The 21988-nt window shown below is 51.7% G+C and carries 22 protein-coding genes; 12 read left to right on the top strand and 10 right to left on the bottom strand.

Annotated elements, in window-relative coordinates; translation table 11 throughout:
• The first annotated feature begins 98 nt into the window (after positions 1 to 98).
• The 10 genes from SE18_RS09175 (at position 99) to SE18_RS09130 (ending at position 9932) form a co-directional block, all read left to right on the top strand.
• Positions 99 to 455 carry an NADH-quinone oxidoreductase subunit A gene (locus SE18_RS09175; RefSeq protein ID WP_054534147.1) on the top strand — a complete coding sequence of 119 codons (357 nt, stop codon included), beginning with the start codon at positions 99 to 101 and terminating at the stop codon, positions 453 to 455.
• Positions 446 to 985, top strand: coding sequence for an NADH-quinone oxidoreductase subunit B (locus SE18_RS09170; RefSeq protein WP_054534146.1), 540 nt, complete (start codon positions 446 to 448; stop codon positions 983 to 985). Before SE18_RS09175 ends, SE18_RS09170 begins: the two co-directional genes overlap by 10 nt.
• Positions 986 to 1131: 146 nt before the next feature.
• Positions 1132 to 1647, top strand: coding sequence for an NADH-quinone oxidoreductase subunit C (locus SE18_RS09165; RefSeq protein ID WP_054534145.1), 516 nt, complete (start codon positions 1132 to 1134; stop codon positions 1645 to 1647).
• Positions 1648 to 1653: 6 nt separating this feature from the next.
• Positions 1654 to 2922 (top strand): NADH dehydrogenase (quinone) subunit D, encoded by a 1269-nt coding sequence (gene nuoD, locus SE18_RS09160; protein WP_054534144.1) that lies wholly within the window; start codon positions 1654 to 1656, stop codon positions 2920 to 2922.
• Positions 2923 to 2936: 14 nt separating this feature from the next.
• On the top strand, positions 2937 to 3461 hold the full coding sequence (locus SE18_RS09155) for a complex I 24 kDa subunit family protein (protein ID WP_152976594.1): 525 nt from the start codon (positions 2937 to 2939) through the stop codon (positions 3459 to 3461).
• A gap of 98 nt (positions 3462 to 3559) precedes the next feature.
• Positions 3560 to 4828, top strand: a complete 1269-nt coding sequence (gene nuoF, locus SE18_RS09150; protein ID WP_054534142.1) for an NADH-quinone oxidoreductase subunit NuoF — start codon at positions 3560 to 3562, stop codon at positions 4826 to 4828.
• A gap of 119 nt (positions 4829 to 4947) precedes the next feature.
• On the top strand, positions 4948 to 5319 hold the full coding sequence (locus tag SE18_RS09145) for a GxxExxY protein (protein WP_054534141.1): 372 nt from the start codon (positions 4948 to 4950) through the stop codon (positions 5317 to 5319).
• Between the two features lie 127 nt (positions 5320 to 5446).
• A complete protein-coding gene (nuoG, locus tag SE18_RS09140; RefSeq protein WP_054534140.1) occupies positions 5447 to 8188 on the top strand; it encodes an NADH-quinone oxidoreductase subunit NuoG in 2742 nt (913 codons plus the stop codon).
• A gap of 3 nt (positions 8189 to 8191) precedes the next feature.
• Positions 8192 to 9265, top strand: coding sequence for an NADH-quinone oxidoreductase subunit NuoH (gene nuoH / locus SE18_RS09135; RefSeq protein WP_054534139.1), 1074 nt, complete (start codon positions 8192 to 8194; stop codon positions 9263 to 9265).
• A gap of 118 nt (positions 9266 to 9383) precedes the next feature.
• The gene (locus tag SE18_RS09130; protein WP_054534138.1) at positions 9384 to 9932 is read left to right on the top strand and encodes a GNAT family N-acetyltransferase; all 549 of its coding nucleotides are present in this window, start codon (positions 9384 to 9386) and stop codon (positions 9930 to 9932) included.
• A gap of 466 nt (positions 9933 to 10398) precedes the next feature.
• Here the strand turns inward: SE18_RS09130 and SE18_RS09125 are convergent, their stop codons facing one another.
• The 9 genes from SE18_RS09125 to SE18_RS09085 all read right to left on the bottom strand — a co-directional run bounded on the left by SE18_RS09125 (position 10399) and on the right by SE18_RS09085 (position 18895).
• Positions 10399 to 11280, bottom strand: a complete 882-nt coding sequence (locus tag SE18_RS09125) for an SDR family oxidoreductase (RefSeq protein ID WP_054534137.1) — start codon at positions 11278 to 11280, stop codon at positions 10399 to 10401.
• A gap of 96 nt (positions 11281 to 11376) precedes the next feature.
• Positions 11377 to 12522: an NAD(P)/FAD-dependent oxidoreductase gene (locus tag SE18_RS09120; protein ID WP_054534136.1), complete on the bottom strand. Its 1146-nt coding sequence runs from the start codon at positions 12520 to 12522 to the stop codon at positions 11377 to 11379.
• Positions 12519 to 12905 carry a response regulator gene (locus SE18_RS09115; RefSeq protein WP_054534135.1) on the bottom strand — a complete coding sequence of 129 codons (387 nt, stop codon included), beginning with the start codon at positions 12903 to 12905 and terminating at the stop codon, positions 12519 to 12521. Before SE18_RS09115 ends, SE18_RS09120 begins: the two co-directional genes overlap by 4 nt.
• Before the next feature lie 125 nt (positions 12906 to 13030).
• Positions 13031 to 13399 (bottom strand): response regulator, encoded by a 369-nt coding sequence (locus tag SE18_RS09110; RefSeq protein WP_054534134.1) that lies wholly within the window; start codon positions 13397 to 13399, stop codon positions 13031 to 13033.
• Between the two features lie 12 nt (positions 13400 to 13411).
• Entirely contained in the window at positions 13412 to 13810 is a 399-nt protein-coding gene (locus tag SE18_RS09105; protein WP_054534133.1) for a hypothetical protein, read from the bottom strand.
• Positions 13811 to 13949: 139 nt separating this feature from the next.
• Complete coding sequence (locus SE18_RS09100; protein WP_054534132.1) at positions 13950 to 15479, bottom strand: S1 RNA-binding domain-containing protein; 1530 nt, start codon at positions 15477 to 15479, stop codon at positions 13950 to 13952.
• A 204-nt stretch (positions 15480 to 15683) separates the two neighbouring features.
• The gene (locus tag SE18_RS09095) at positions 15684 to 16481 is read right to left on the bottom strand and encodes a vWA domain-containing protein (protein ID WP_054534131.1); all 798 of its coding nucleotides are present in this window, start codon (positions 16479 to 16481) and stop codon (positions 15684 to 15686) included.
• 176 nt (positions 16482 to 16657) lie between these two features.
• Positions 16658 to 17752, bottom strand: coding sequence for an ATP-binding protein (locus tag SE18_RS09090; protein ID WP_054534130.1), 1095 nt, complete (start codon positions 17750 to 17752; stop codon positions 16658 to 16660).
• A 285-nt stretch (positions 17753 to 18037) separates the two neighbouring features.
• Positions 18038 to 18895: a DUF1028 domain-containing protein gene (locus tag SE18_RS09085; protein ID WP_054534129.1), complete on the bottom strand. Its 858-nt coding sequence runs from the start codon at positions 18893 to 18895 to the stop codon at positions 18038 to 18040.
• Between the two features lie 119 nt (positions 18896 to 19014).
• Between SE18_RS09085 and SE18_RS09080 the strand changes: the two genes are divergently transcribed.
• Positions 19015 to 20109 carry a methyltransferase gene (locus SE18_RS09080; RefSeq protein WP_054534128.1) on the top strand — a complete coding sequence of 365 codons (1095 nt, stop codon included), beginning with the start codon at positions 19015 to 19017 and terminating at the stop codon, positions 20107 to 20109.
• A gap of 216 nt (positions 20110 to 20325) precedes the next feature.
• Positions 20326 to 21282: a prohibitin family protein gene (locus SE18_RS09075; RefSeq protein ID WP_054534127.1), complete on the top strand. Its 957-nt coding sequence runs from the start codon at positions 20326 to 20328 to the stop codon at positions 21280 to 21282.
• Positions 21283 to 21350: 68 nt separating this feature from the next.
• On the opposite strand, the gene SE18_RS09070 is transcribed toward SE18_RS09075, so the two are convergent.
• Positions 21351 to 21968, bottom strand: a complete 618-nt coding sequence (locus SE18_RS09070; protein ID WP_054534126.1) for a sulfite oxidase-like oxidoreductase — start codon at positions 21966 to 21968, stop codon at positions 21351 to 21353.
• Between the last annotated feature and the right edge of the window lie 20 nt (positions 21969 to 21988).

Genomic DNA, 21988 nt, shown 5'->3' with positions numbered 1-21988 from the left:
CGCAAAACGCGGGTGAGCCTACTTTGTCCTTTTTGACACAATCATCAATAAGGATATAATTCTTTATGCCGATTGTGTCCGTGCCGGAGGAGCAGCTTATGCTACGGCCATTTTTGCCGATCTTCATTATCTTTGTTGTAGGGGTGGTTATTCCAGTGGCAGCCTTGGTGCTGTCAGCCATCCTTGGCCCCAAAAAGGCAACAAAGCGCAAACTCATCCCTTACGAATCGGGGATGACCCCGCTGGGCGAAGCAATGCAACGGATGCCAGTCCGTTTCTATGTAGTTGCCATGCTGTTCATCTTGTTCGATATTGAAATTATCTTTTTAATGCCCTATGCACTCTATTTCCGTCAAATGGGCCTATTTGGGCTAGCCGAAATGGGCGCGTTTATGGGCATTCTGCTAGTTGGCTTTATCTACATCTGGCGGAAGGGAGCGCTCCGATGGGATTAGAAGAAAAAGCTGGCGACTTGGGGATTGTCACCACAACCCTTGAAGGGGTCGTCAACTGGGGTCGCACCAAGGCCATGTGGCCAATGTTGTTTGGTTTGGCATGCTGCGCAATCGAAATGATGGCGGGCCAAGCCTCAAATTACGACATGTCACGCTTTGGGCTTGAGTTGATGCGGGCCTCACCGCGGCAAGCAGATCTGATGATTGTCGCTGGACGGGTGAGCCGCAAAATGGCCCCAGTCTTGCGCCGCCTCTACGACCAAATGCCAGAGCCCAAGTGGGTTGTGGCCATGGGCGATTGCGCCTCGTGTGGTGGGGTCTACAACAACTATGCCATCGTGCAAGGGGTTGATGAAATTGTGCCAGTTGATGTCTATGTTGCTGGCTGCCCACCCCGCCCAGAAGCCTTGATCGACGGAATTTTGCAATTGCACGAAAAGATCAAGCGCGACAAAATTACCGATCACGCCGATGGCAAGCCGATTCGGGTCGAACAAGCAGAACGTGGCGCACTTAAGCCACTTGGCTAAATGTCGCCAATTGAGCGTGGGGCAAGCGGCCTTGATCACCGGCGATCAAGCGCCTTGCCCTACGCCGTATTTGGGGCAATCATTACGCTGTCTTCTTAATGGAGCAGCGTTTCGCCGTGGCTACGTCACTCTTCATTGAGGAAGCTATGATAGATAGAGCAACCTTGGAGCAGCGCGTCTCTGCCCAATTCCCTACCGTTCGCATTGGCGATGAAGCAGGCGATCTGTGCTTCACAGTCGAACGTGAGCTGTTGCCAGCACTCGCTGGCTGGCTCCGCGATGAGCCAGACCTCAGCTTTACTTTTTTAAATCAACTTTGCGGGGTCGATTACCTTGGGCGTGAGCCACGCTTCGAGGTCGTTGTCCATTTAACCTCGTTCCAAAATAAAATGCGGGTCACCTTGCATATCGAAGTGCCCGAAGCTGACCCAACCATCCCAACTTTGGCTCTGCTATTTCCAACCGCCAACTTCCAAGAGCGCGAAACCTACGATATGTTTGGCATCATCTTCACTGGGCATCCTGGCCTCGAACGCATTTTGATGCCCGAAGATTGGTTAGGCCATCCACAGCGCAAAGATCATCCCTTGGGCTATGAGGAAGTGGCTTTCACCCATAACGAAGATTGGATTTACGCCAATAAGCCCTTCGCGAAGGAGTAATGCGCTATGGTGATGCACGCACATGCGTACCCCAATATTGAAATTCCAACCCCCTCGCAGATTGCGGCGGTGGCCTTAGATAACGAGCCTGATGAAAACGGCGAGCAATCCATGATTTTGAGCATGGGGCCGCAACACCCTTCAACTCACGGGGTGTTGCGCCTAGCCGTCGAACTCAATGGCGAAAACGTGGTGCAACTTGCGCCCGACGTGGGTTTTTTGCACACTGGCATCGAAAAAACGATTGAAACCAAAACCTACACCAAATCGATTGTGCTGACCGACCGCATGGATTACCTTGCGCCAATGTCGAACAATATGGTGTATGTGGCGGCGATCGAAAAGTTGATGAAGCAAGATGTGCCAGAACGCGCTCAAACCTTGCGAGTTTTGTTGCTGGAAATTACCCGCATCAACTCGCACTTGGTTTGGCTTGGCACGCACGCGCTCGACTTGGCAGCAATGAGCGTCTTCTTCTATGCGATGCGCGAACGTGAATACATTCTCGATATTTTCGAAATGCTCACTGGCGCACGTATGATGACCAGCTATTTCCGGGTTGGTGGCTTGGCGTGGGATATTCCCGCCGACTTCATTCCAACCGTCGAAGATTTCTTAACCCACTTTTTGCCTAAGGTCGACGAATACGAAGATTTGTTGACCAACAACTTGCTGTGGAAGCAACGTACCCTCGGCGTAGGCGTGGTCAATGCAGCCGATGCGATTGCCCTCGGCTTGTCGGGCGCAAACCTGCGCGCCAGCGGAGTCGATTGGGACTTGCGCAAAACCATGCCCTACAGCGGCTATGAAACCTATCAATTTGATGTGCCAGTTGGCCAAAATGGCGATATTTACGATCGCTATCGTTGCCGCGTGCAAGAAATGCGCGAAAGCGTCAAGATTGCCCGCCAAGCAATCGAGCGGCTGAAACAAATGCATGGCCAGCCCTACATCACCGATAACCGGAAAGTTGCGCCACCACCAAAGAGCGAAATTACCTACAGCATGGAATCGCTCATTCACCACTTTAAGCTGTGGACGGAAGGCTTCCGCCCACCGCGTGGTTCCGCCTATATGGCAATCGAATCACCACGGGGTGAAATTGGCTGTTATGTGGTGAGCGATGGCACTCCCCAACCATGGCGTGTCCACTTCCGCGCACCTTCATTTATTAATTTGCAAGCCTTGCCCCACATCGCCAAAGGCAAATTGATGGCCGACTTGGTGGCATTGATTGCGAGCATCGATCCGGTGCTTGGGGAAGTGGATCGTTAAGTAAGGAGCCTCTGGTGCTGTACGAACAACACAAGGCTGAAATTGATGGAATTTTGGCCCGTTACCCAGTTGATCGCAAACGCTCGGCCTTGTTGCCGTTGTTATATTTGGCCCAAGATGTCTATGGTCGTTTGAATCGCGATTCGATTCGCGAAGTGGCCGAGATTCTCGATTTGCCCTATACCGATGTTTTTGAGGTCGTAGGTTTTTATACACTCTTTTATAACGAAGACGTTGGCAAGATTGTGCTCGATGTCTGCGATGACGTGCCATGCTGCTTCTGTGGCGCAGAAGAGCTGGTCGCCGACTTAGAAAATCGGCTTGGGATCAAAGCTGGCGAAACGACCAAGGATAAGGTCTTTACGCTGCGCCGCGTGAAATGTATTGCTGCTTGCGATCAAGCCCCCGTGCTGCAAGCCAACTTAGAGTTTCACAACCGCGTCTTGCCCGATAAAGTCGAAGCCATGCTCACCAAGCTGCGCAACGATGTCGAAGCTGGCAAGCCCGTCAGCATCTCTGGCCGCCTTGCAGAACGCTAAATCAAGTCAAAAGGCAAAGGGCAAAAGGCAAAAAGTTTAATTTATCGGACTTTGAGCTTTTGACTTTTGACTTCTGACTTCTGACTTTTGGAGTGCTTATGCCTAAGACAGAAATCAAAGAACATATTGTGATGCGCAATCGCGATATTGAAAATATTCGCGATCTCGATGTGTATCTGGCAAATGGTGGCTATGCAATGGCCAAGCAAGCCTTGACCAGCATGACTCCAGCCGCCATTATCGACGAAGTGAAAAAATCGGGCTTGCGCGGTCGTGGCGGCGCTGGCTTCCCCACCGGGGTTAAATGGAGCTTCGTTCCCAAGGAATTAAACCCCAAATATTTGGTGGTTAATGCCGATGAGAGCGAGCCAGGCACGTTCAACAACCATGAAATTATTGACGAAAATCCGCATCAATTGCTCGAAGGCATTGTGATTAGTGCCTTTGCAATTGGCGCAAACGTCGCTTATATCTACATTCGCGGCGAATTTGCCTATGGTGCACGCTTCCTTGAGCAAAAAATTGCTGAAGCTCGCGAACGTGGCTTAATTGGCAAGAATTTGTTTGGCTCAGGCTACGATGTGGAAATTTATGTCCATCGCGGCGCTGGAGCCTACATTTGTGGCGAAGAAACCGCATTGCTCGAATCGCTCGAAGGCAAAATTGGCCAGCCACGCTTGAAGCCACCCTTCCCAGCAGTCGCTGGCTTGTATGCCAAGCCAACTGTGGTCAACAACGTCGAAACCTTGACCAACGTGCCACGGATTATCGAAAAAGGCGCTGATTGGTTCCGCTCGTTCGGCACCGAAAAATCGCCTGGCACCAAGGCTGTTTCGATTAGTGGCCACGTCAAAAACCCTGGCAACTATGAAATTCCCTTGGGCATCACGATTCGCGAGTTCATTTTCGATTGGGCTGGCGGGATGCGCGACCCGAATTTGCCCTTGAAGTTCATCATTCCAGGCGGCGCTTCATCCAACTGGCTAACCGAGGAACACCTCGATTTGCCAATGACATGGGATGATATGGCCGCTGCGGGAACGATGCTTGGCTCAGGCGCGATGGTCGTGCTCGATACCTCGGTTCCGGTTGTGCGGGCGGCCTTGAAGGTCGACGAATTCTTCAAACACGAATCGTGTGGCAAGTGTTCGCCCTGTCGCGAAGGCACGCACTTCTTGGTCAAGGTTTGGGAGCGGATCGACGAAGGCCACGGGCGGGTTGGCGATATTGAGTTGCTGGCTGATGTTGGTAAGCAGATGCTTGGCAAGTGTTTCTGCCCACTGGGCGATTCATCAGTCTCAGCGGTCAATAGCGCGATCAAATTCTTCCGTCCTGAGCTTGATGCAGCGATCGATGCACAGCACTAAGCATTATTGATCGTTTCAGTTTCGCTAGCCACGAATTGCACGAATTACACGAATAATTATTGCCAACATTGTAGCTTACAAATGGAGCCATGGCACTTGACCAGATACTGGAGTAAGCAATGGCCAATATTATTCACGGAGAATTATCATATCAAGTTATTGGTTCGGCGATGGAAGTTCATCGAACACTGGGGCCAGGATTTTTAGAATCAGTTTATCAAAAAGCCCTAGCTCGTGAACTTTTGTTACGTCAAGTAGTGTTTGAGGAACAAGTTCCGCTGATAGTTCGCTATAAAGAAGCAATTGTCGGGGATTTCATTGCGGATTTTGTGATTGATACATGCATTATTATCGAAATAAAAGCAATATCAACCTTACATCCAAAGCATGAAGCTCAAACACTGAACTACATAACATTAACGGGTTTTCGTTTGGGTTTATTGATTAATTTTGGCGCGAATTCGCTTCAATATAAACGAATTGTAAAATAGCGTTTATGTTGAATAATAATGAATAGACAAAATAATAATTATCCAAGAACCCAATCTGTGAAATTCGTGTAATTCGTGGCTAAAAAATAATACTTGAAACGTACTTTATACAAGAAAGGGCAGCCTCATGCCTGATATGGTTACGTTGACGATTGATGGGCAGACGGTCTCGGTGCCAAAAGGCACCTTGGTCGTCGAAGCTGCCCGTCAAGTCGAAAATCTGATTCCGGTGTTCTGCTATCACCCCAAAATGGCTCCCGTCGGCATGTGCCGGATGTGTGTGGTCAAGGTGGGCACGCCCAAGATGGACCCAGCCACCCGCCAGCCAGTCGTTGACGCTGATGGCAAATCAGTCATTGCGATGATGCCACGCTTGCAAACCGCCTGTACCACGCCAGTCAGCGAAGGAATGGTTGTGGTTACCCAAGATTCCGAAGTTGAGCACGCTCAGCGCGGCGTGTTGGAAGCCTTGCTTACCAGCCACCCACTCGATTGCCCAGTTTGCGATAAGGGCGGCGAATGCCCATTGCAAAACTTGACCATGGGTTGGGGGCCGGGCAAAACCCGCTTCGACTACAACGATAAAGTGCACTTTGAAAAGCCAGTACCACTGGGCGATTTGATTTATCTCGACCGCGAACGCTGTATCTTGTGCGCCCGCTGTGTGCGTTTCCAAGATGAAATTGCTGGCGATCCAGTGCTCGGCTTCTACAATCGTGGCCGTGCTTGGCACATCATTTCGCAATCCGACCCAGAATTTGATAGCAAGTTTTCGGGCAACACCACCGACATCTGTCCGGTGGGTGCGTTGACCTCAGCAGACTTTCGCTTCAAAGCTCGGGTTTGGGAATTGCAGCCAATTCCAACGGTCTGTAATCACTGCTCAGTCGGCTGTAACATGACCTTCGATACCCGCTCGAACGATATCAAACGGGTAATGCCCCGCGAAAACGATGCAGTCAATGAAATTTGGCTGTGTGATCGTGGACGCTTCGGCCATCACTTCAATACCAGCAAGCAACGCCTAACCACGCCATTGGTGCGCAAGGCTGGCAAACTGCAAGAAGCGACTTGGGAAGAAGCCTTGAGCATCGTTGCCCAACAACTTGATGGCATTCGCAGCACGACTGGCGGCAAAGCCATCGGTGGTTTGGCAGGCACATCGTTGGCCAACGAAGATCTCTACGCCTTCCAATGCTTCTTCCGCGAAACGCTTGGCTCGGCGAATATCGATCATCGCTCAGGCTCGGCCTTAGATTTGCCACTTGATGACGTTGGTGCCCAATATGGCATTCGCAGCGGCACCGATCTTTCAACCCTTGGCAAAGGCACGGTTGTGCTGGTGTTTGGCGCCGATCCCGAAGAAGAAGCGCCAGTGCACTTGCTGCGGATTCGCGGCATCAACACCCGTGGCGGCAGCGTGATTACGCTCAATGGTCGCCCAACCAAGCTCGATAGCATTGCAAAGCACGCTTTGCGCTACAAATATGGCAGCGAAAGCGCGATTTTGGCAGCCTTGCTCAAGCCATTGCTCGATAGCACTCCAGCAGATGGCAAACGTGCGACCTTGCGCGGCTTCAACGATTTGGTTGCCTCGCTCAAAGGCTTCAATCTCGATGAACAAGCGAGCGGCATTAGCGCCGATAAACTCAATGCAGTTGCCGAGCTCATTAACAGCGCCGAAAACTTGGTGATCTTCTATGGTCGCGATGCCTTGACTGCTGGCGCAAGCGTGCCTGCTGGCTTGGCCAACCTCTTGGTGATGACCCGCAAAGCTGGCGCTGCCAATAGCGGCTTGATCAGCTTGCTCAAGGGCGCAAATGCTCGTGGCGCGCTTGATTTGGGTGTACGGCCAGACCGTGGGCCAAATTACGCAGCCTTGAGCAATGTAGGCCTTGATGCCAAGCAAATGTTGAGCGCCGCCCGCGAAGGCAAACTCAAAGCCCTGTATGTGGCTGGAGTTGATCCCGTTGGCGATAATCCAGTTGCCGCCGAGAGCTTGAAGAAACTTGGTTTCTTGGTTGTGCAAGAGCTGTTCTTGACCGAAACCGCCAAATTGGCCGATGTGGTCTTGCCAGTCTTGAGCGTTGCCGAGCGCGAAGGAACCTACACCAACGCCGAACGCCGCGTGCAGCGCTTCCGCCAAGCAATTCGTCCAACGATCAATGCTCGGCCCGACTGGCAAATTTTGCAAGCCTTGGCCAATCAATTGGTTTCTGAAGCAGTGCTGAGCACCGCTGGTGGCGATAAGAGCCGCAAGCAAGCCCGCCGCGAAGAAGATAAAGCCCGGGTGCGCAGCGAATGGACGTATGCTTCGCCAGCAGAAATTTTGATGGATATTCAAGCCAATGTTGCTGGTTACAAAGGCGTGAGCTATGCCAGCTTGCAAGGCCCAACTGGTCAATGGGGCCGCCAAGCCAACGAAAACTACTATTTCGATGGCACTTCCTATCAAAATACTGGTGGCTTGGGTGTGCAATTGCCAGCAGCGGTTGAAACCAGCTCAATCCAAACCTTGCAGCCATTCAGCGTTAGCACGCCAGCCAGCGTTGCCGACCGTCCATGGACCTTGGTTGGCGCAACCTTCTTGTATGATGATGGTGCGTTGCTGACTGACACCGACTTGTTGAACAACCGCAAAGCCAAGGCTGTGCTCGCACTCAACCCAGTTGATGCAGATAAGCTTGGGGTCAAAAATGGCGAGCGCGTGACCGTTAGCTCAGGTCGTGGCAGCCTCAGTTTGCCAGTTCACCGTACCAAACTTGCGCCCGAAGGCGTGGTCGTCGTACCTGTTGGGGTTAATAATGTGGGCTTGGTCAGCGTCGTCGAAGGTGGCGCAACGCCAGTAGCCATTCGTCGGGAGGCCTAGGCCATGCAAGATCGCTCACTATGGGTGATGATTATCCACGCTGTGGTATTAGCATTTGCTGCATTAACCAGCTTTGCCTACCTCACGCTGATGGAACGCAAGGTATTGGCGCGCTTGCAACATCGGGTCGGCCCTAATCAGGCTGGCCCCAATGGCTATTTGCAACCGTTGGCCGATGCTGTCAAGTTGATGTTCAAAGAAGATATTATGCCATCGACCGCCGATAAATGGGTTTTTACGATTGCTCCCATTTTGGCGACGATTCCGGCAATTGTAATCTTCGCGGTGATTCCGCTCGGCCCCGATTTGATCGTTTTTGGCGAGCGCATTCCGTTGGCATTCGCCAGTTTGAACATTGGCTTGCTCTATTTCTTGGCCGTAACCTCAATCGGCGTGTATGGGATTACCCTTGCTGGTTGGGCCTCGAATAACAAGTATTCAATGCTTGGCGGGGTTCGTTCGGCAGCGCAAATGATCAGCTATGAATTAGCCTTTGGGCTTTCGGTGCTGGTTCCAGTGATGTTGACAGCCTCGCGCTCAGCAGATGGCTTTGGCTCGCTTGATTTGGTGCAGATGGTCAACGCGCAGGCTGGCACATGGCTGGGCTTTATTCCCAAGTGGTTTGTCTTTACACCAACCGGCTTTGTGGCCTTCTTCTTGTTCTTGATTGCGGCCACTGCTGAAGTGACCCGCGCACCCTTCGACTTGGTTGAAGCAGAACAAGAGTTGGTCGGTGGCTATGCAACCGAATATAGCTCGATGAAATTTGCATTGTTCTTCATGGCCGAATATATGAAGCTGATCGCCATGAGCGGCTTTGCAGCAACCATGTTCCTTGGTGGCTGGCGCTTCCCATACCTCGAAGACATTGCAGGCAATTGGGGCGCATTGGTTGGCTTTGTGGTCATCGCCGCTAAAATCTTCTTCTTCTTGTTCTTGTCGATTTGGGTTCGCGCAAGCTTGCCACGGATTCGCTACGACAAGCTGATGGATTTTGGTTGGAAGCGCTTGTTGCCAGTTTCCTTGGCAACCGTCGTGGCTACCGCCGTGATTGTCGTTTTGACCAACCCACTCTAAACCAAAGCTTTGGTTGCAAGCACTGGTGGAGCAATTCCACCAGTGCTTTTTTGTCCCTGCAAGATTTTAGCCTACTCAAGACTCATTCTTGCTAGCATTTTGATTTAGGAGAATGGCGATGCTGTTACGTCAAACCGAGCGGCTGCAACTGCATGTGCTCGAAGAATACGATGCTCAGCGGGTTTTGGAGTTCTATCAGGCCAATGCAGAATTTCGCCAGCCTTGGTCGCCGACGATGGATGCCAGTTTTCTGACCCTTGAGGGTCAGCGCGAACGCTTACGCAGCGATCGGATTGGGCGTGATCGCGAGCAGGGCTTAGCCCTCTGGCTGACCGAAATCGATCAACAATCAATCGTTGGCATGGTTGCCTTGCGCAATATTGTGCGTGGCGCGTTTTGGTCGTGCCATCTTGGCTACGAAGTTCATCAAGCCTATGCCAAGCGCGGCTATATCAGCGAAGCCTTGCAGGCAGTAATTGAGTATGCGTTTGTTGATTTACGCTTGCACCGCATCGAAGCCAACATTATGCCGCGCAATCAACGCTCGATTCGGGTGGTCGAAAAACTAGGCTTTGAGCACGAAGGCTTGGCCCGCAAATATCTCAAAATCAATGGCACTTGGGAAGATCATATTCATTATGTCCGCTTAAACGCAGCAGTTGAGTAAGAATGAAGTCAGAAGGCAAAACTCAAAAATCAGAAGAATAAAATTAAATATCAATGTCAGAATAGGCTAGTGGCTGGGAGCTATCACAATATTTGCCCACAATTCAGACAATAAGTTTTTAACGCAGAGGCGCAGAGCAAGCAAGGCTATATGATATAGGTTTTAATGTTTCCAACTTATTGCCGATAGCCCACAGCCACTAGCCAACAGCCAACAACCATTTTTTAGCCACGAATTGCACGAATTACACAAATTATATTCCGATAGCCAATAGCCAAGAGCCTTCAGCCATTTTCCTTCGTGCTCTTCGTGTTCTTCGTGGTTAAATTTCATCCCTTATGTTCTTTGCTCTATGTTCTATGTTCTCAACTTCATCCCTCATCCCTCATAATTCATCCTTGTAAAACTCTGCGCCGCTACGTTCCACGATGATTCTTTTTTGATTTTTGCCTTCTGACTTTTGACTTTATGCTTGTTCTAGCACTTTGGCGTAATACGCGCCCCAATTGGGCTGACGGCCATCAACATCGAAGAAGCCATATTCTTCCATCAATGTCCACGAGGCCCAGGTTTTGCCAGCTTTTTGGGTAACGTTAGGGTCGCTGGCTAAGGCCACAATCCCACGCCCAAGATAATAAGGTGTTTCGGATTCGCTATAATGCGGCTCTTTGGCAATCGCATCGCGCCAATTCTCCTCGGCTACGCCAAAGTGGTCGAGCATTTGCTCAGAGCGCAAAAAGCCTGGCGTTACAGTTAATGCAGTTACGCCATGATCTTTTAAATCTTCGTGCATGCCAACGGCGATGCGCATCACACTCGTTTTAATCAAATCGTAGATGCTATGGCCACGATAATTCAGCGTATCGCCATCGGTAACTTCGATGATCAAGCCCTGACCACGGGCAACCAGCAGTGGCGCTGCATAAAATGAGGTAATTAAGTGGGTATCAATCGAGTTGTGCAAGAGGTTCAGATTTTTGTGAATATCGCCTTCCCAGAACTTTTGGCCCCAGACCACCGCCGTCTCTCCGCCCCAAATATCGTTGACCACAAGATCGAGTTGACCTGCTTGTTCAGCGTCAATCCGTTGAATGAGTGCTTGCACTTGGGCCGGATCACTATGATCAACTTGGATGGCAATGCCCTGACCGCCAGCTGCCGTCACCATCTCAGCAGTATCCTCGATCGTTTCAGCCCGATTGATTGGCGAACGTTGAGTGCGCGTCGTGCGGCCTGTACAATAGACGGTTGCGCCAGCCTCGCCCAAACTTACTGCAATGCCACGGCCACAACCACGAGTTGCCCCAGCCACCAACGCCACTTTTCCAGCTAAAGCTTTGGTCGTCATCAAGCTGATCCTCCTAAAACAACAATCGCACGAACGCAGAGTGTAATGTCCAAAGCACAATCACTCAACGGTCATGCGACCGATGTTTAAGCCTGATCAGACGAACAGGTGGTTAGTTTCACTAAAACGGCGAGCGCTAAATAACGTCGCAGGCGTACCAGCCAATTCTGCCAGCAGCTCATCGGCAGCAACGAGGCCCAAGCCAAGCCCATGGCCGCTAAACCCCACTGCGAAGCCAATCCGCTCGTCGCGACGCAAACGCCCAACCAAAGGCCGATGATCGGGCGCAAAGCCCATCGTACCAGCCCAACGCCGTTCAATCGGCGCATCTGCTGCCTCAGGAAAGTGGCGCTGCAAAAAGCCATCTAGCAACTCTTGAATGATTGGCGTGGTGCAATCAGCAAAGGTTTGTTCTTCAGCAATGGCGCGATTGCGAAACCCGCCAATGACTAAATTACCAGCAGGCGTTTGCTGAAAATAGGTGAAGCCATAATCGCAATAGCAGGCTTGGACTAAAATTGGCTCGATTGGCGCAGTTGCCAACAACTGGCCACGGGCTGGAATCACCAACGAGCCAAATTCTGGCAACAGCAAACCTGTCCAGGCGTTGGTTGCCACCAAAACCTGTTGGGCCAGCCAATTGCCAGTGCGGGCGCGCACCAACACGCCATCGGCAGTTGATTCGAGCGCATAGACTTCGCTGGCTTCATACAGCGTAGCGCCGCTTTCACGTAACAACGCTTCAGTCAACAGCGCTGCCTGAATCGCGCCATCGTCGGGATTGTGCAACGCGCCCCAAAAACCGCGGTTGGTTGGATCTTCAGCGTGCCACTCGGTGGCAAAGCCATCGTCGTGCATCATGCTTGCAGCAGCGGCAAGCTCTGCATGTTCTTGCTCGCTATAGGCAAAAATCAACGAGCCACAGCGGCGCACTGGCGAGCCAAGCTTGGTCGCCCATTCAATCATCAACTCGCGATTGCGAATCGTGGTACGCCACAAAGCTTGGGCCAAATCGCGGCCATACTCAGCGCAAGCCGCCTGATACGAATTAGCAATCCCAGTCAACAAAAGGCCGCCGTTGCGCCCAGAAGCACCGCCAGCAACGTGCCGCGCATCGAGCACAACCTCGGCCTTGCTTTGTAAGGCTAAGTACGAGCCAATTAAGCCCGCACCAATCACCAAGGTCTTGACAAGCGTAGGCTGGGCTGTTGGCTCAGGAGTTTGCCACAGCCCAACACTCATACCTTGCCCAGCACTTCCTTGATAATTTGCTCCAAACGATCAAGCGAGAACGGCTTGGTCAAGAAGTAATCGACGCCAGCAGTACGGGCGGTGCGCTCAACTTCTGGCGTAGCATAGGCGGTAATAATAATCACCTTCGTATCGGCATAATCTTGCTTGACCACTTGGGTAAGTTGGGTGCCGGTCATGCCAGGCATGTTATGGTCGGTGATCAACAAAGGGCATGAGCGTTCGGTCAGCACCCCTAGCGCATCTTGCGCGCTGTTGACCGTGACGATATCATAACCGCCGGTCAAATCGCGCATAATCCGATGCAAAATGATCAAGATATCAGGTTCGTCCTCAACCAAAATAATAGCAGGGTTGCGAACAGCATTTGTCATTGTCGCCTCCACAAAGGTACCTCTAAGCGAGCGTAGTTAACACGGGTTGGGTGCAAACGCGCAGCCATAAAAACAGATGCAGTATAACGGATAGCGCCATCTTAGGCAATGCACGCTAGCAGTACTTAGCTTGCGCTCTGAGGCCGCACAAGGGTAGCAATCAGGTTGGGTAGATCACTACTAAACTTCGAATTAGCCACCACCCGATCACAACCAGCAGCTCGGGCGGCTTTTTGGCGCTCAACATCAACGTGTGAGCCAAAGGCCAGCACTGGCAATTGCGGATCAAGCGCTTTGGCGGCCTGCACCAAAGCACTGGTCGCTTCGCTCTCGCTGCGCAGATCAACAATCAATAAGCCTAAATCGGCGGCTAAAGCCTGTTGGGCGGCAGCCAAGCTATCGGCCACAATTGCGTGATAGCCAAGTTGTTGCAGCACATCGCGCACGCGAATCCCAAACATTAAATCTGGCACATAGGCCACAATTGTTTGCATAGCTAAAAATCCTTATTCTAGCGAGCTTTTTTGCAAGGTGCGTTTGGCAATATAGTTTGCCATAAGCGCCGCGCCGATGGTCGCAACACATTGGGTAATCAGCATCGCTAAGCTAAAGTTATTTTGCTCCAATGGCGTATCGAACAACATCAGCAAGCCCCAACCACCAACTAAGGCCCCAGCAGGGGTTGGATTTTCCAGTGCCAAGCGGCCTGCAACCCCACCACCAATCATGGTCATCAATGCGGGCAAGATCAACGCCACAACAATGTGCAGCGGATTGGTCAATTGAATATCATTGGGCGTATCAATACTGAGCGCTGCATACCCGAGCGGCACGATTAACATCGTCAGAAAATAATCGGTCATCCAACCAGCAGCGCTAGCCCAAATCATGCGAAATGTCCGCATGGCATCCAATCCTCACAGCATAAAATCCAGTAGCTATCAAACATCGCTACAGTTTAATAGGTTGCATTAAGTATACGCTTAAATGCCAACAGGGACGAGCCAAAAGCCCATCCCTGTTGATGTTAAGCATCAGAACGAATTAGTCTTCTTGTGAATCGCGCAAGGTGCGGCGAATTGCATCGCGGCGAGCACGTGATTCACGGTTTTCGAAGCCGTCATCTTCTTGTTCTTCAGGCTTTTCGTAGCGGCGGCGTGCTGAGCGACGATCGTCGTGGCCTGAACCAAACTTCGACAACAAATCGTCGAGGGTTGCATTACCACCAAAATCTTCTTCTTCAGTAACCCCAACGCTATAAATTTCTGGTTCGCGGGCTGGGCGATCGCGGCGTTCGTTGCGGCGGCCACCACCAGCGTTGCCGCCAGCATTGCCACCAGCGTTGCCACCACCACGGCGGTCTTCACGCGCAGCTGGGTTCGTCCAGTCGCGATCCAAGCGTGATGAGCCACTGGTTGAGATTGGGGTGGTTGGGGCTTCTTCAACCCGCATGGTCAAGCTGATCCGTTTTGAATCGGGATCGACTTCCAAGACGCGAACCTTGACCGGATCGCCAACTTTAACCACATCGTCAACTTTGCCAACCCGACCTTCGGAAAGCTCTGAGATGTGAACCAAACCATCGCGGCCAACGCCAAGGTCAACGAATGCGCCGAAAGGAGCAATCCCGCTGACTTTGCCATCAAGCACGGTGCCTGGAGCAATCACATCCAAGTTTACTTCGCGGCGGCGTGGGGTTTTTGGCCGTTCTTGGAAATCTTCCTTGGCGCGGCGCAAGCTTAAGCTAATGCGTTGTGCGCCAGTGTCAACTTCCAACACGCGGAAGGTGTAGCTTTGGCCAACGGTGACTGCATCTTCGGCTTTTTCCACACGGCTTTCTGAAAGCTCTGAAATGTGGACCAAACCATCTTTGCCAACACCGATGTCAACGAACACGCCGAATGGCGCGATGCCATTAACCGTGCCATCAACCAAATCGCCTGGCTTCAATTCGCCCAATTTGTCGTTGTTGACTTCTGGGCGCTTGGGTGCGCGGCGGCGGCCTTCTGAACGAGGCGAGCGCATTGTCAAGCTGATGCGGCGAGCATCGGGATCAACACTCTTGACCCGAACTTTGACCATATCACCAATTTGCACAACATCGGTTGGCGATTCGATCCGTTGGTCGCTCATTTCTGAGATGTGGACCAAACCATCGCGGCCAACGCCGATGTCAACAAACACGCCATACAAAGCGGTGCTGGTGACGCGGCCTTCAAGTTCCATGCCAGCGTGCAAATCGGCCAAACGACGTGGCGTAGTGCCATCTTCTTCGCCGCTTGGTTCAAAGGTTGCGCCAGCTTCATCGGTGGTTTCTTGGGTTGCTTCTTGCGTCGTCTCTTCGCTGGTTTCTTCACCACCACCTAAGCCAACCCGCTCTTTGACTTCAGCCAAGACTTCGCTTGCTTTTTCGCGAGCGTCAGCCAATGCTTCGCCAAGATCTTCCTTCACTTCAGCCAGTTCTTCCTTCACTTCGGCGACTACTTCGCGAGCCTTATCGGCCAGCTTTTGCAATACGCCCTCTTTTTCCTCTTCACCGTTAGTCGCGCTGACATTTTGCGCTTCGTCCGTCATTCGAGCAGCCTCCATAGCAGATCATTGCGTTTCCAACCCAATACCGCATTCGCGATCTAAGTATTGCCATGTTGGGTGGCATACCAATTCCTAGACCGTGCCATCAAATCCAACTCATGGTGCTTCAGCTCAATGCTTGTGGGGAAACGCTACATTCACAAGCATCAGAGCAAAGACCAAAATGTATCGGCGAGCTACACAGATTTAGATTTTTATCTGTGATAATTCTTGGTGTGAGCGTACCAGTTCGGCAAGGCCAACACTCAGTTCTTCCAGTTGATAATACGAGCCATTCAAGCGATCAGCCAATTCTTTGGCCAAGCCGCGATAGAAATTTGGCAATTCAGTATCAATCACCACCGTCGGAATCTGTTGGCTGGCGATAAACTCGGCCAGTTGGTAGGCTTCTTGTTGTGGTGGCTGGCCAGTCATCGAGACATTGGCATGGCCATCGGTCAACAACACCATCAAGGGTAAAATTTCGCGATCGCGCAATTTGGCGCGGGCAAGCAGTTCAAAGCCTGCCATCATCCCACGGCTCAGCGGGGTTTTGCCCCCGGTTGGCATGGTGCGCAAGCGTTGTTGCGCCATTTCCACGCTGTTGGTCAGCGGCAAGAGCACCGTCGCCCGATCGCGGGCAAAACTCACCAACCCAACCAAGTCGCGCCGTTGATAGGCATCGCGCAGCAATGAAAGCACGGCAGCTTTGGTTGCTTGCATGCGAGTTTCTGCTGCCATCGACCAGCTTGCATCAACCACAAAACAGACTGCGTTACGCGTTCGGCGCACCCGAACTTTTTCGCGTAAATCGCTGCGTTGCAACACCACCGCCCGTTTGATATGCGGCTGGCGGCGTTGACGCTGAAATGGAGCTGCCGCCCGCAACGTTGCATCAAAGGCCACATCGGTTAATTGGCCGCGTGGCACGCGACTGGTAATATAGCGACCTTGCTTGCGCTCAGTTCGCGTGCGGGTGCGACGGCCACCAGCCTTGCGGCGCATCGAGTCAGCTTGGCTTTCCAACCGCTTGGGACGATATTCTTGGGCAATGTTAAAAACTTTGCCATCGCCTTTTTCTGCTTGGCTACTGCTTTGGGGTGGCGAGCCTTTCGGCGCCCCAGTCGGTGGTTCTTCATCGCCCGCTTCTTCGCTATCGCTGGACGCTTCCTCCGACGGGGCTAAGCTTTTTTTAGCTCTTCGTGCCCCGCAGTTTCTTCGTTGCCGCGTTGGCGCTCTTGGGCTGCCTTGTTCAGCACATCGCTGAGCTGTTGCTCATCAAGCCGAACTTCGGCAAATGGTTGGCGCCGCATACGGTGCGGTAATGCCAATTGGGCTGCAACCCGAATATCTTCAAGCGAAATCGTTGTGCGGCCTTCAAGCGCAGCGTGGGTTCGCGCAGTTTCGAGAATTGCCAAATCTGCACGATGACCATCAACGCCCAATTCGAGCGAGAGCATCGCCACCGCAGCCATATCTTGCTCAGAAATTTGCACTTGGGGCAAGAGTTTTTTGGCCGCAGCAATTTCTTCAGTCAAATTATGCTCGTTGCTGCTCCAGCGTTGCACAAATTGCTCAGGATCTGCATCGTATTCCATGCGGCGTTGAATTACGTCAACCCGTTCGCGGACATTTTTTAGGCCACCAATTTCTACCACTAAGCCAAAGCGATCCAGCAATTGAGGCCGGAGTTCGCCTTCTTCTGGGTTCATGGTGCCAACCAAGATGAAGCGCGCTGGGTGCGAAACCGAAATGCCTTCGCGTTCGACCGTGTTAATGCCCATAGCCGCAGCATCAAGCAAAATATCAACCAAGTGATCATCCAAAAGATTCACTTCATCGACATAGAGCAAACCACGATTAACTTGGGCCAATAGGCCTGGCTCAAAGCGCCGTTGACCTTCGACCAAGGCATGTTCAAGGTCAAGCGAACCAACCAAGCGATCTTCCGAGGCGCTAACAGGCAATTCGACCAAGCGGGTTGGCCGTTGAGCCAATGGCAATTCTTCGCCAGCTTGCAAACGACTACGACACGAACTACACATCCGATCAAGCTGATCTGGTGGGCAGCTATAAGGGCAATCAGCCACAACGGTGATTAATGGCAGCAAATGTGCCAACGCCCGAACAGCCGTTGATTTGGCAGTGCCTTTTTCGCCACGAATCAACACGCCGCCAATTCGCGGATTCACTGCATTCAGCACCAGTGCTTGTTTCAAGCGAGGCTGACCAACAAGCGCACTAAATGGGTAGGTTGGTCGAATATATGGTTGCATAGTCGTCTTTCGTTACCACAAGCGGTTACACAAAAATAAGCCCGCATCACAGGGCTGCCAATTGGAGGATTCCAAATAGTGAGGGAATGTGTTTACGCTTTTGAGGCAGAGGATGAATCCCGTCAATGTTCACGATCCCAACGCATGTCCCTACTGTCTGGCCCTTCCAGACACCGCACGCGCCATTATCGCACACACCGGTGCCTGAGTCAACTAGCGCAAGCCTGTTTTTAGGGCCAATTTGGCGCTTTTTTTAACCAATTTTGGCCCTTGCGGTTTCTTCAATTAGCGCACAAAGTGCTCACGCAAATAATTAAGCACCTGGCGATCAATATGGGTAGCGCTCACCAAGCGTTCTTCAAGGTTTTCAACTCCACCATAGGCTTGTAACGCTGCGTGCGTCACAGCATCATAATCACCAGAAAGCTCGCCTTGATAATAGCCAAAGTGCTGCAACATGGTCTGAATTTCGCGCGCCAGCTCCGCATCAATCAGCAATAAATCGTCGGTCTTAGGCGGCGTAAGGTAAAAACGATGCAACCCAAGCAAGCGCCCAAGCTCAGGCACTGGGTTTTGATGATCATCAACCCGCAAATCAATATAGCGATCGAGCACCCCGCCATATGCGCCACCCTTGCGGGCCACATACAACGCCGCCGATTGGCGCCCGCGCTGATCGCCGCCAGCTTGATCGCCAGCTAAAAGCGCTGCCAGCAAGCGTTCAGCTAATTCGCCTTGGGTTTGCTCGAAGGCGGTCGCCATGGCATCAACCACATCGGCCCCAGTTAAGATGTTGCCTTGAGCAGCATAACCTGCGCCAATTCGTCCGCCAGCCCAGCCATGGCAAGCGTTGCCAGTCCAGGTTGCGGCGTTACCTTGGGCATCAACCACGCCCACTTGACGTTGCTCACGGCCTTCATCAGCAGCCAACAATTGATCAAGCGTGGCCTCAGCCGATTGGCCTTGAGCCAACAACGCCAAGCCATTCGGGCCAAAACTCATGTTGGCATACGATTGAGTTGCAATCGCGCCAGCCTCGGCCTGCGCCCAACTTACCACCGAGCCAACTGCCAAAAATTTAGAAGCGACCGCCACACCCAAATCGCCAGTGGTTGGGTCGTAGCCAACAATTGAAAACGTCATTGCAGCCTTCCTCAAAACTATCTATAGCGCAACCAGCCAATCACGATTAAAATGATGCAGCTATTCTACCAAAATCAGCAGTGCTACACCTGTAGCGCACTATAAAGGATGCTATGCCTATGAATGCTTGGTTGTTGCCAGTGCCATTTGATACCGAACGCGACGATTGGGGGGCTACCTTGTTGGCCGAATGGGGAGCGAGTGTCGTCACACCTGGCCAACATGCTTTGGTGATCGGCGCTGGCACTGGCCGCATTGGCTTAGCGCTTGCTCGCGCAGGCGCACATGTGAGCTTTGCCGATGATTCGATTGTGGCCTTGGCCGCCGCCCGCCAAAGCTTCGCCCAAGCCAAATTACCAGCCCAATTTTTTAGCACTACCGATTTAAAGCCCAGCAAACCATTTGATCTGGTGTTGATAAACATTTTGTGGTGGAGCGACAACCAGCGTGGCGCAGAACTGATTAATTTGGCGGCCCAACATACCAATGCTGGCGGGATTGTGGCGATTGGCGGCGGCAAGCAAGCTGGTTTAAGCGGAGCCACGACACTTTTAGAAAGTATTGTCGGGCCAAGCGTCAAAACCTTGTATAAAAAAGGTCATCATGTAGTCATGTCGTTTCGCCCATTGCATTGGCAAGCCCAAACCAGCCAAGCAAGCCAACATCTGATTAAGCATGGCAATGTTGAATTAGCGGTTGAAGCAACAGCAGGCGTGTTTGCCCAAGGCCAGCTTGATCCTGCGAGCGCCATGGTGCTCGATGCAGTCCACGTACAACCCAATCAGCGGGTGCTTGATCTTGGCTGCGGTGCAGGCATTTTGGGCATGGTTCTGCAAAGACGCGAAGCAACGCTTGATTTAACCTATATCGATAGTACCATGGTAGCAATCGAAGCAACCAAACGCAATTTGCAAACTAACCAACTTAGCGGACGTGTGCTAGCCTCTGATGGCACGCAGGCAGTCAGTGGCGAGCAATTTGATTTGATTGTGTCGAATCCACCATTTCACGTTGGGCGGGTGCAAAGCCCGCAATTGGCCGAAAATCTCTTGAAACAAGCAGCTCAAGTGCTTGCTCCAAACGGCCAATTGGTGATTGTGGCCAATCGTTTTTTACGCTATGAGCCATTGCTCGAAGCTGATTTGGGCAACGTGCGCGAACTAGCAGGCGATCAACGCTACAAAGTGTTGCTTGCTGAGCACAAAATCGGCTAATTTAATTGCAACTCTGGCGCATGAGCCACGTAGTAGATGCTGTGAGTGCTAATACCTCACAGGAGGCTGTTATGAGTAGAACATTAGGCGAGCTCGCTATTGCTATCGTTGTCCTCGTCTTATGCTACCGTTTAGGGCTTGAATTAGCTCCCATGATTATGGATTGGTGGCGCGGGTTACGCTCCGCTGGCCAAGATGATATTGAAAGGAATGACCATGAGCAACGCTAGCAAGCGCCCATCGGGCCGTCGCATTGGCACGATTGCCATTGCGATCGTTGTCGCCGTGATTGGCTTGGTGCTGTTAACGGCATCATGGAAGACGATTCCACCAGGCTATGTTGGGATTGCTTTCAACAAAGCCAATAATAATGTTACAACCACAATCGAACCAGGCTGGACCTTGATTAATCCGTTTACCACGGCGATTCAAGAATACCCATTCACGCTGCAAACCTATATTATGGTGCAAAGTAGCGATGAAGGTCGCACCGGTGGCGACGATTCAGTCAAAGTGCAATCGAGCGAAGCTCAGCAACTAAACCTCGACATTGCAGTGCAATATCGGGTTAAAAAAGAAGAAGCTGCGGCACTTTACACCGATTGGGGCGGCCAAGATCTTGATGTGATTGAACTTCAAGTTGTACGCCAACAAAGCCGTTCGATTTTGACCACGATTGCTGGTCTGTACACCTGGGAAAGCATCAGTGGCGACAAACGGGCTGAACTGGCTGATAAAGTTAAGGAACAGCTGATTATTGAATTTGAACGTCGGCACTTGATTTTGGAAGATTTTGTGATTCGCGAAGTGCACTTGCCCGATAATTTGAAGCAAGCCTTGGAAAACAAAATCACTGCTCAACAAGCTGCCGAACGCCAAAAATACGAGCTTGAACAAGCCCAAATCAAGGCCGAGCAAGATAAAGTTGAGGCCCAAGGCCGCGCCGAAGCCCAACGTGCTACCGCAAAAGGCGATGCAGACTCGATTTTGATTCGGGCTGAAGCCCAAGCAGATGCCAACCGCCTGCTGGCCGAAAGCGTCACCGATGCCTTGATTCGCTATCAAATGGCCTTGCGCTGGGATGGTAAATTGCCAGTCTTTAGCGGCGAGGGCGCAACACCGTTGGTCGATGTCAGCGAATTGGTCAATCCAACCCAAACCATCACTCCATAACATTAAACAAAGAACGCTGGCGCTACTGAATTCAAAGGAGCACCAGCGTTCTTTTTAGTTAAAGTTAATTACTCGGCGTGCCGTTCTTCTTGCCATGGGTCGGCGTTGTTATGGTAGCCATAGCGTTCCCAAAAGCCTAAGCGATCGGCGCTCATAAATTCGATGCCGCGCAGCCATTTAGCACTCTTCCAAAAGTATTTTTTGGGCACAAACAAGCGCAATGGAAAGCCATGGTCAGGCGCTAGCTCCTCGCCTTCGTACAAATAGGCCAGCAACACATCGTCATCGTACATAATTTCCAAGGGCATATTGGCAGTATAGCCGCCCTCGGAGTGGGCCAGCACATACTTGGCGCTTGGCTTGAGCGCAGGAATATGCTGGATAAAGTCACGGAAGCGCACGCCTGTCCAGGTGGTGGCTAATTTGCTCCAGCGAGTCACGCAGTGAATATCGATATTTTCGATGGTGACGGTTGGCAAAGCACGAAATTCGCTATATGAAAAGGTTTTTGGGGCCTCAAGCTCGCCAAAAACCCGTAAATCCCAGGTTTGTTCAAGCTCTTTATAAACCGGAGTCTCGCCGTAGTGCAAGACTGGAAATTTTTGGGTTACGTACTGGCCTGGTGGCACGCGTTCTTCCATTCCTTCGGGAGTGGCATCAAACTTCTTTTTGAAGGCATCGAACATTGAGTAGCTCCTTCTTGCAC

Origin of the sequence: Herpetosiphon geysericola, assembly GCF_001306135.1 — a bacterium.
GTDB classification, from domain to species: Bacteria; Chloroflexota; Chloroflexia; order Chloroflexales; family Herpetosiphonaceae; genus Herpetosiphon; species Herpetosiphon geysericola.
The sequence above is the reverse complement of the archived record's forward strand: the minus strand, read 5'-3'. Positions and strand labels throughout refer to the sequence as shown.

Excerpts from the sequence above, each read along its gene's own strand:
- SE18_RS09175 (WP_054534147.1), top strand. The coding sequence starts at position 99 with ATGCTACGGCCATTTTTGCCGATCTTCATTATCTTTGTTGTAGGGGTG.
- SE18_RS09170 (WP_054534146.1), top strand. The coding sequence starts at position 446 with ATGGGATTAGAAGAAAAAGCTGGCGACTTGGGGATTGTCACCACAACC.
- SE18_RS09165 (WP_054534145.1), top strand. The coding sequence starts at position 1,132 with ATGATAGATAGAGCAACCTTGGAGCAGCGCGTCTCTGCCCAATTCCCT.
- nuoD (WP_054534144.1), top strand. The coding sequence starts at position 1,654 with ATGGTGATGCACGCACATGCGTACCCCAATATTGAAATTCCAACCCCC.
- nuoF (WP_054534142.1), top strand. The coding sequence starts at position 3,560 with ATGCCTAAGACAGAAATCAAAGAACATATTGTGATGCGCAATCGCGAT.
- SE18_RS09145 (WP_054534141.1), top strand. The coding sequence starts at position 4,948 with ATGGCCAATATTATTCACGGAGAATTATCATATCAAGTTATTGGTTCG.
- nuoG (WP_054534140.1), top strand. The coding sequence starts at position 5,447 with ATGCCTGATATGGTTACGTTGACGATTGATGGGCAGACGGTCTCGGTG.
- nuoH (WP_054534139.1), top strand. The coding sequence starts at position 8,192 with ATGCAAGATCGCTCACTATGGGTGATGATTATCCACGCTGTGGTATTA.
- SE18_RS09130 (WP_054534138.1), top strand. The coding sequence starts at position 9,384 with ATGCTGTTACGTCAAACCGAGCGGCTGCAACTGCATGTGCTCGAAGAA.
- SE18_RS09125 (WP_054534137.1), bottom strand. The coding sequence starts at position 11,280 with ATGACGACCAAAGCTTTAGCTGGAAAAGTGGCGTTGGTGGCTGGGGCA.
- SE18_RS09120 (WP_054534136.1), bottom strand. The coding sequence starts at position 12,522 with ATGAGTGTTGGGCTGTGGCAAACTCCTGAGCCAACAGCCCAGCCTACG.
- SE18_RS09115 (WP_054534135.1), bottom strand. The coding sequence starts at position 12,905 with ATGACAAATGCTGTTCGCAACCCTGCTATTATTTTGGTTGAGGACGAA.
- SE18_RS09110 (WP_054534134.1), bottom strand. The coding sequence starts at position 13,399 with ATGCAAACAATTGTGGCCTATGTGCCAGATTTAATGTTTGGGATTCGC.
- SE18_RS09105 (WP_054534133.1), bottom strand. The coding sequence starts at position 13,810 with ATGCGGACATTTCGCATGATTTGGGCTAGCGCTGCTGGTTGGATGACC.
- SE18_RS09100 (WP_054534132.1), bottom strand. The coding sequence starts at position 15,479 with ATGACGGACGAAGCGCAAAATGTCAGCGCGACTAACGGTGAAGAGGAA.
- SE18_RS09095 (WP_054534131.1), bottom strand. The coding sequence starts at position 16,481 with ATGCGCCGCAAGGCTGGTGGCCGTCGCACCCGCACGCGAACTGAGCGC.
- SE18_RS09090 (WP_054534130.1), bottom strand. The coding sequence starts at position 17,752 with ATGCAACCATATATTCGACCAACCTACCCATTTAGTGCGCTTGTTGGT.
- SE18_RS09085 (WP_054534129.1), bottom strand. The coding sequence starts at position 18,895 with ATGACGTTTTCAATTGTTGGCTACGACCCAACCACTGGCGATTTGGGT.
- SE18_RS09080 (WP_054534128.1), top strand. The coding sequence starts at position 19,015 with ATGAATGCTTGGTTGTTGCCAGTGCCATTTGATACCGAACGCGACGAT.
- SE18_RS09075 (WP_054534127.1), top strand. The coding sequence starts at position 20,326 with ATGAGCAACGCTAGCAAGCGCCCATCGGGCCGTCGCATTGGCACGATT.
- SE18_RS09070 (WP_054534126.1), bottom strand. The coding sequence starts at position 21,968 with ATGTTCGATGCCTTCAAAAAGAAGTTTGATGCCACTCCCGAAGGAATG.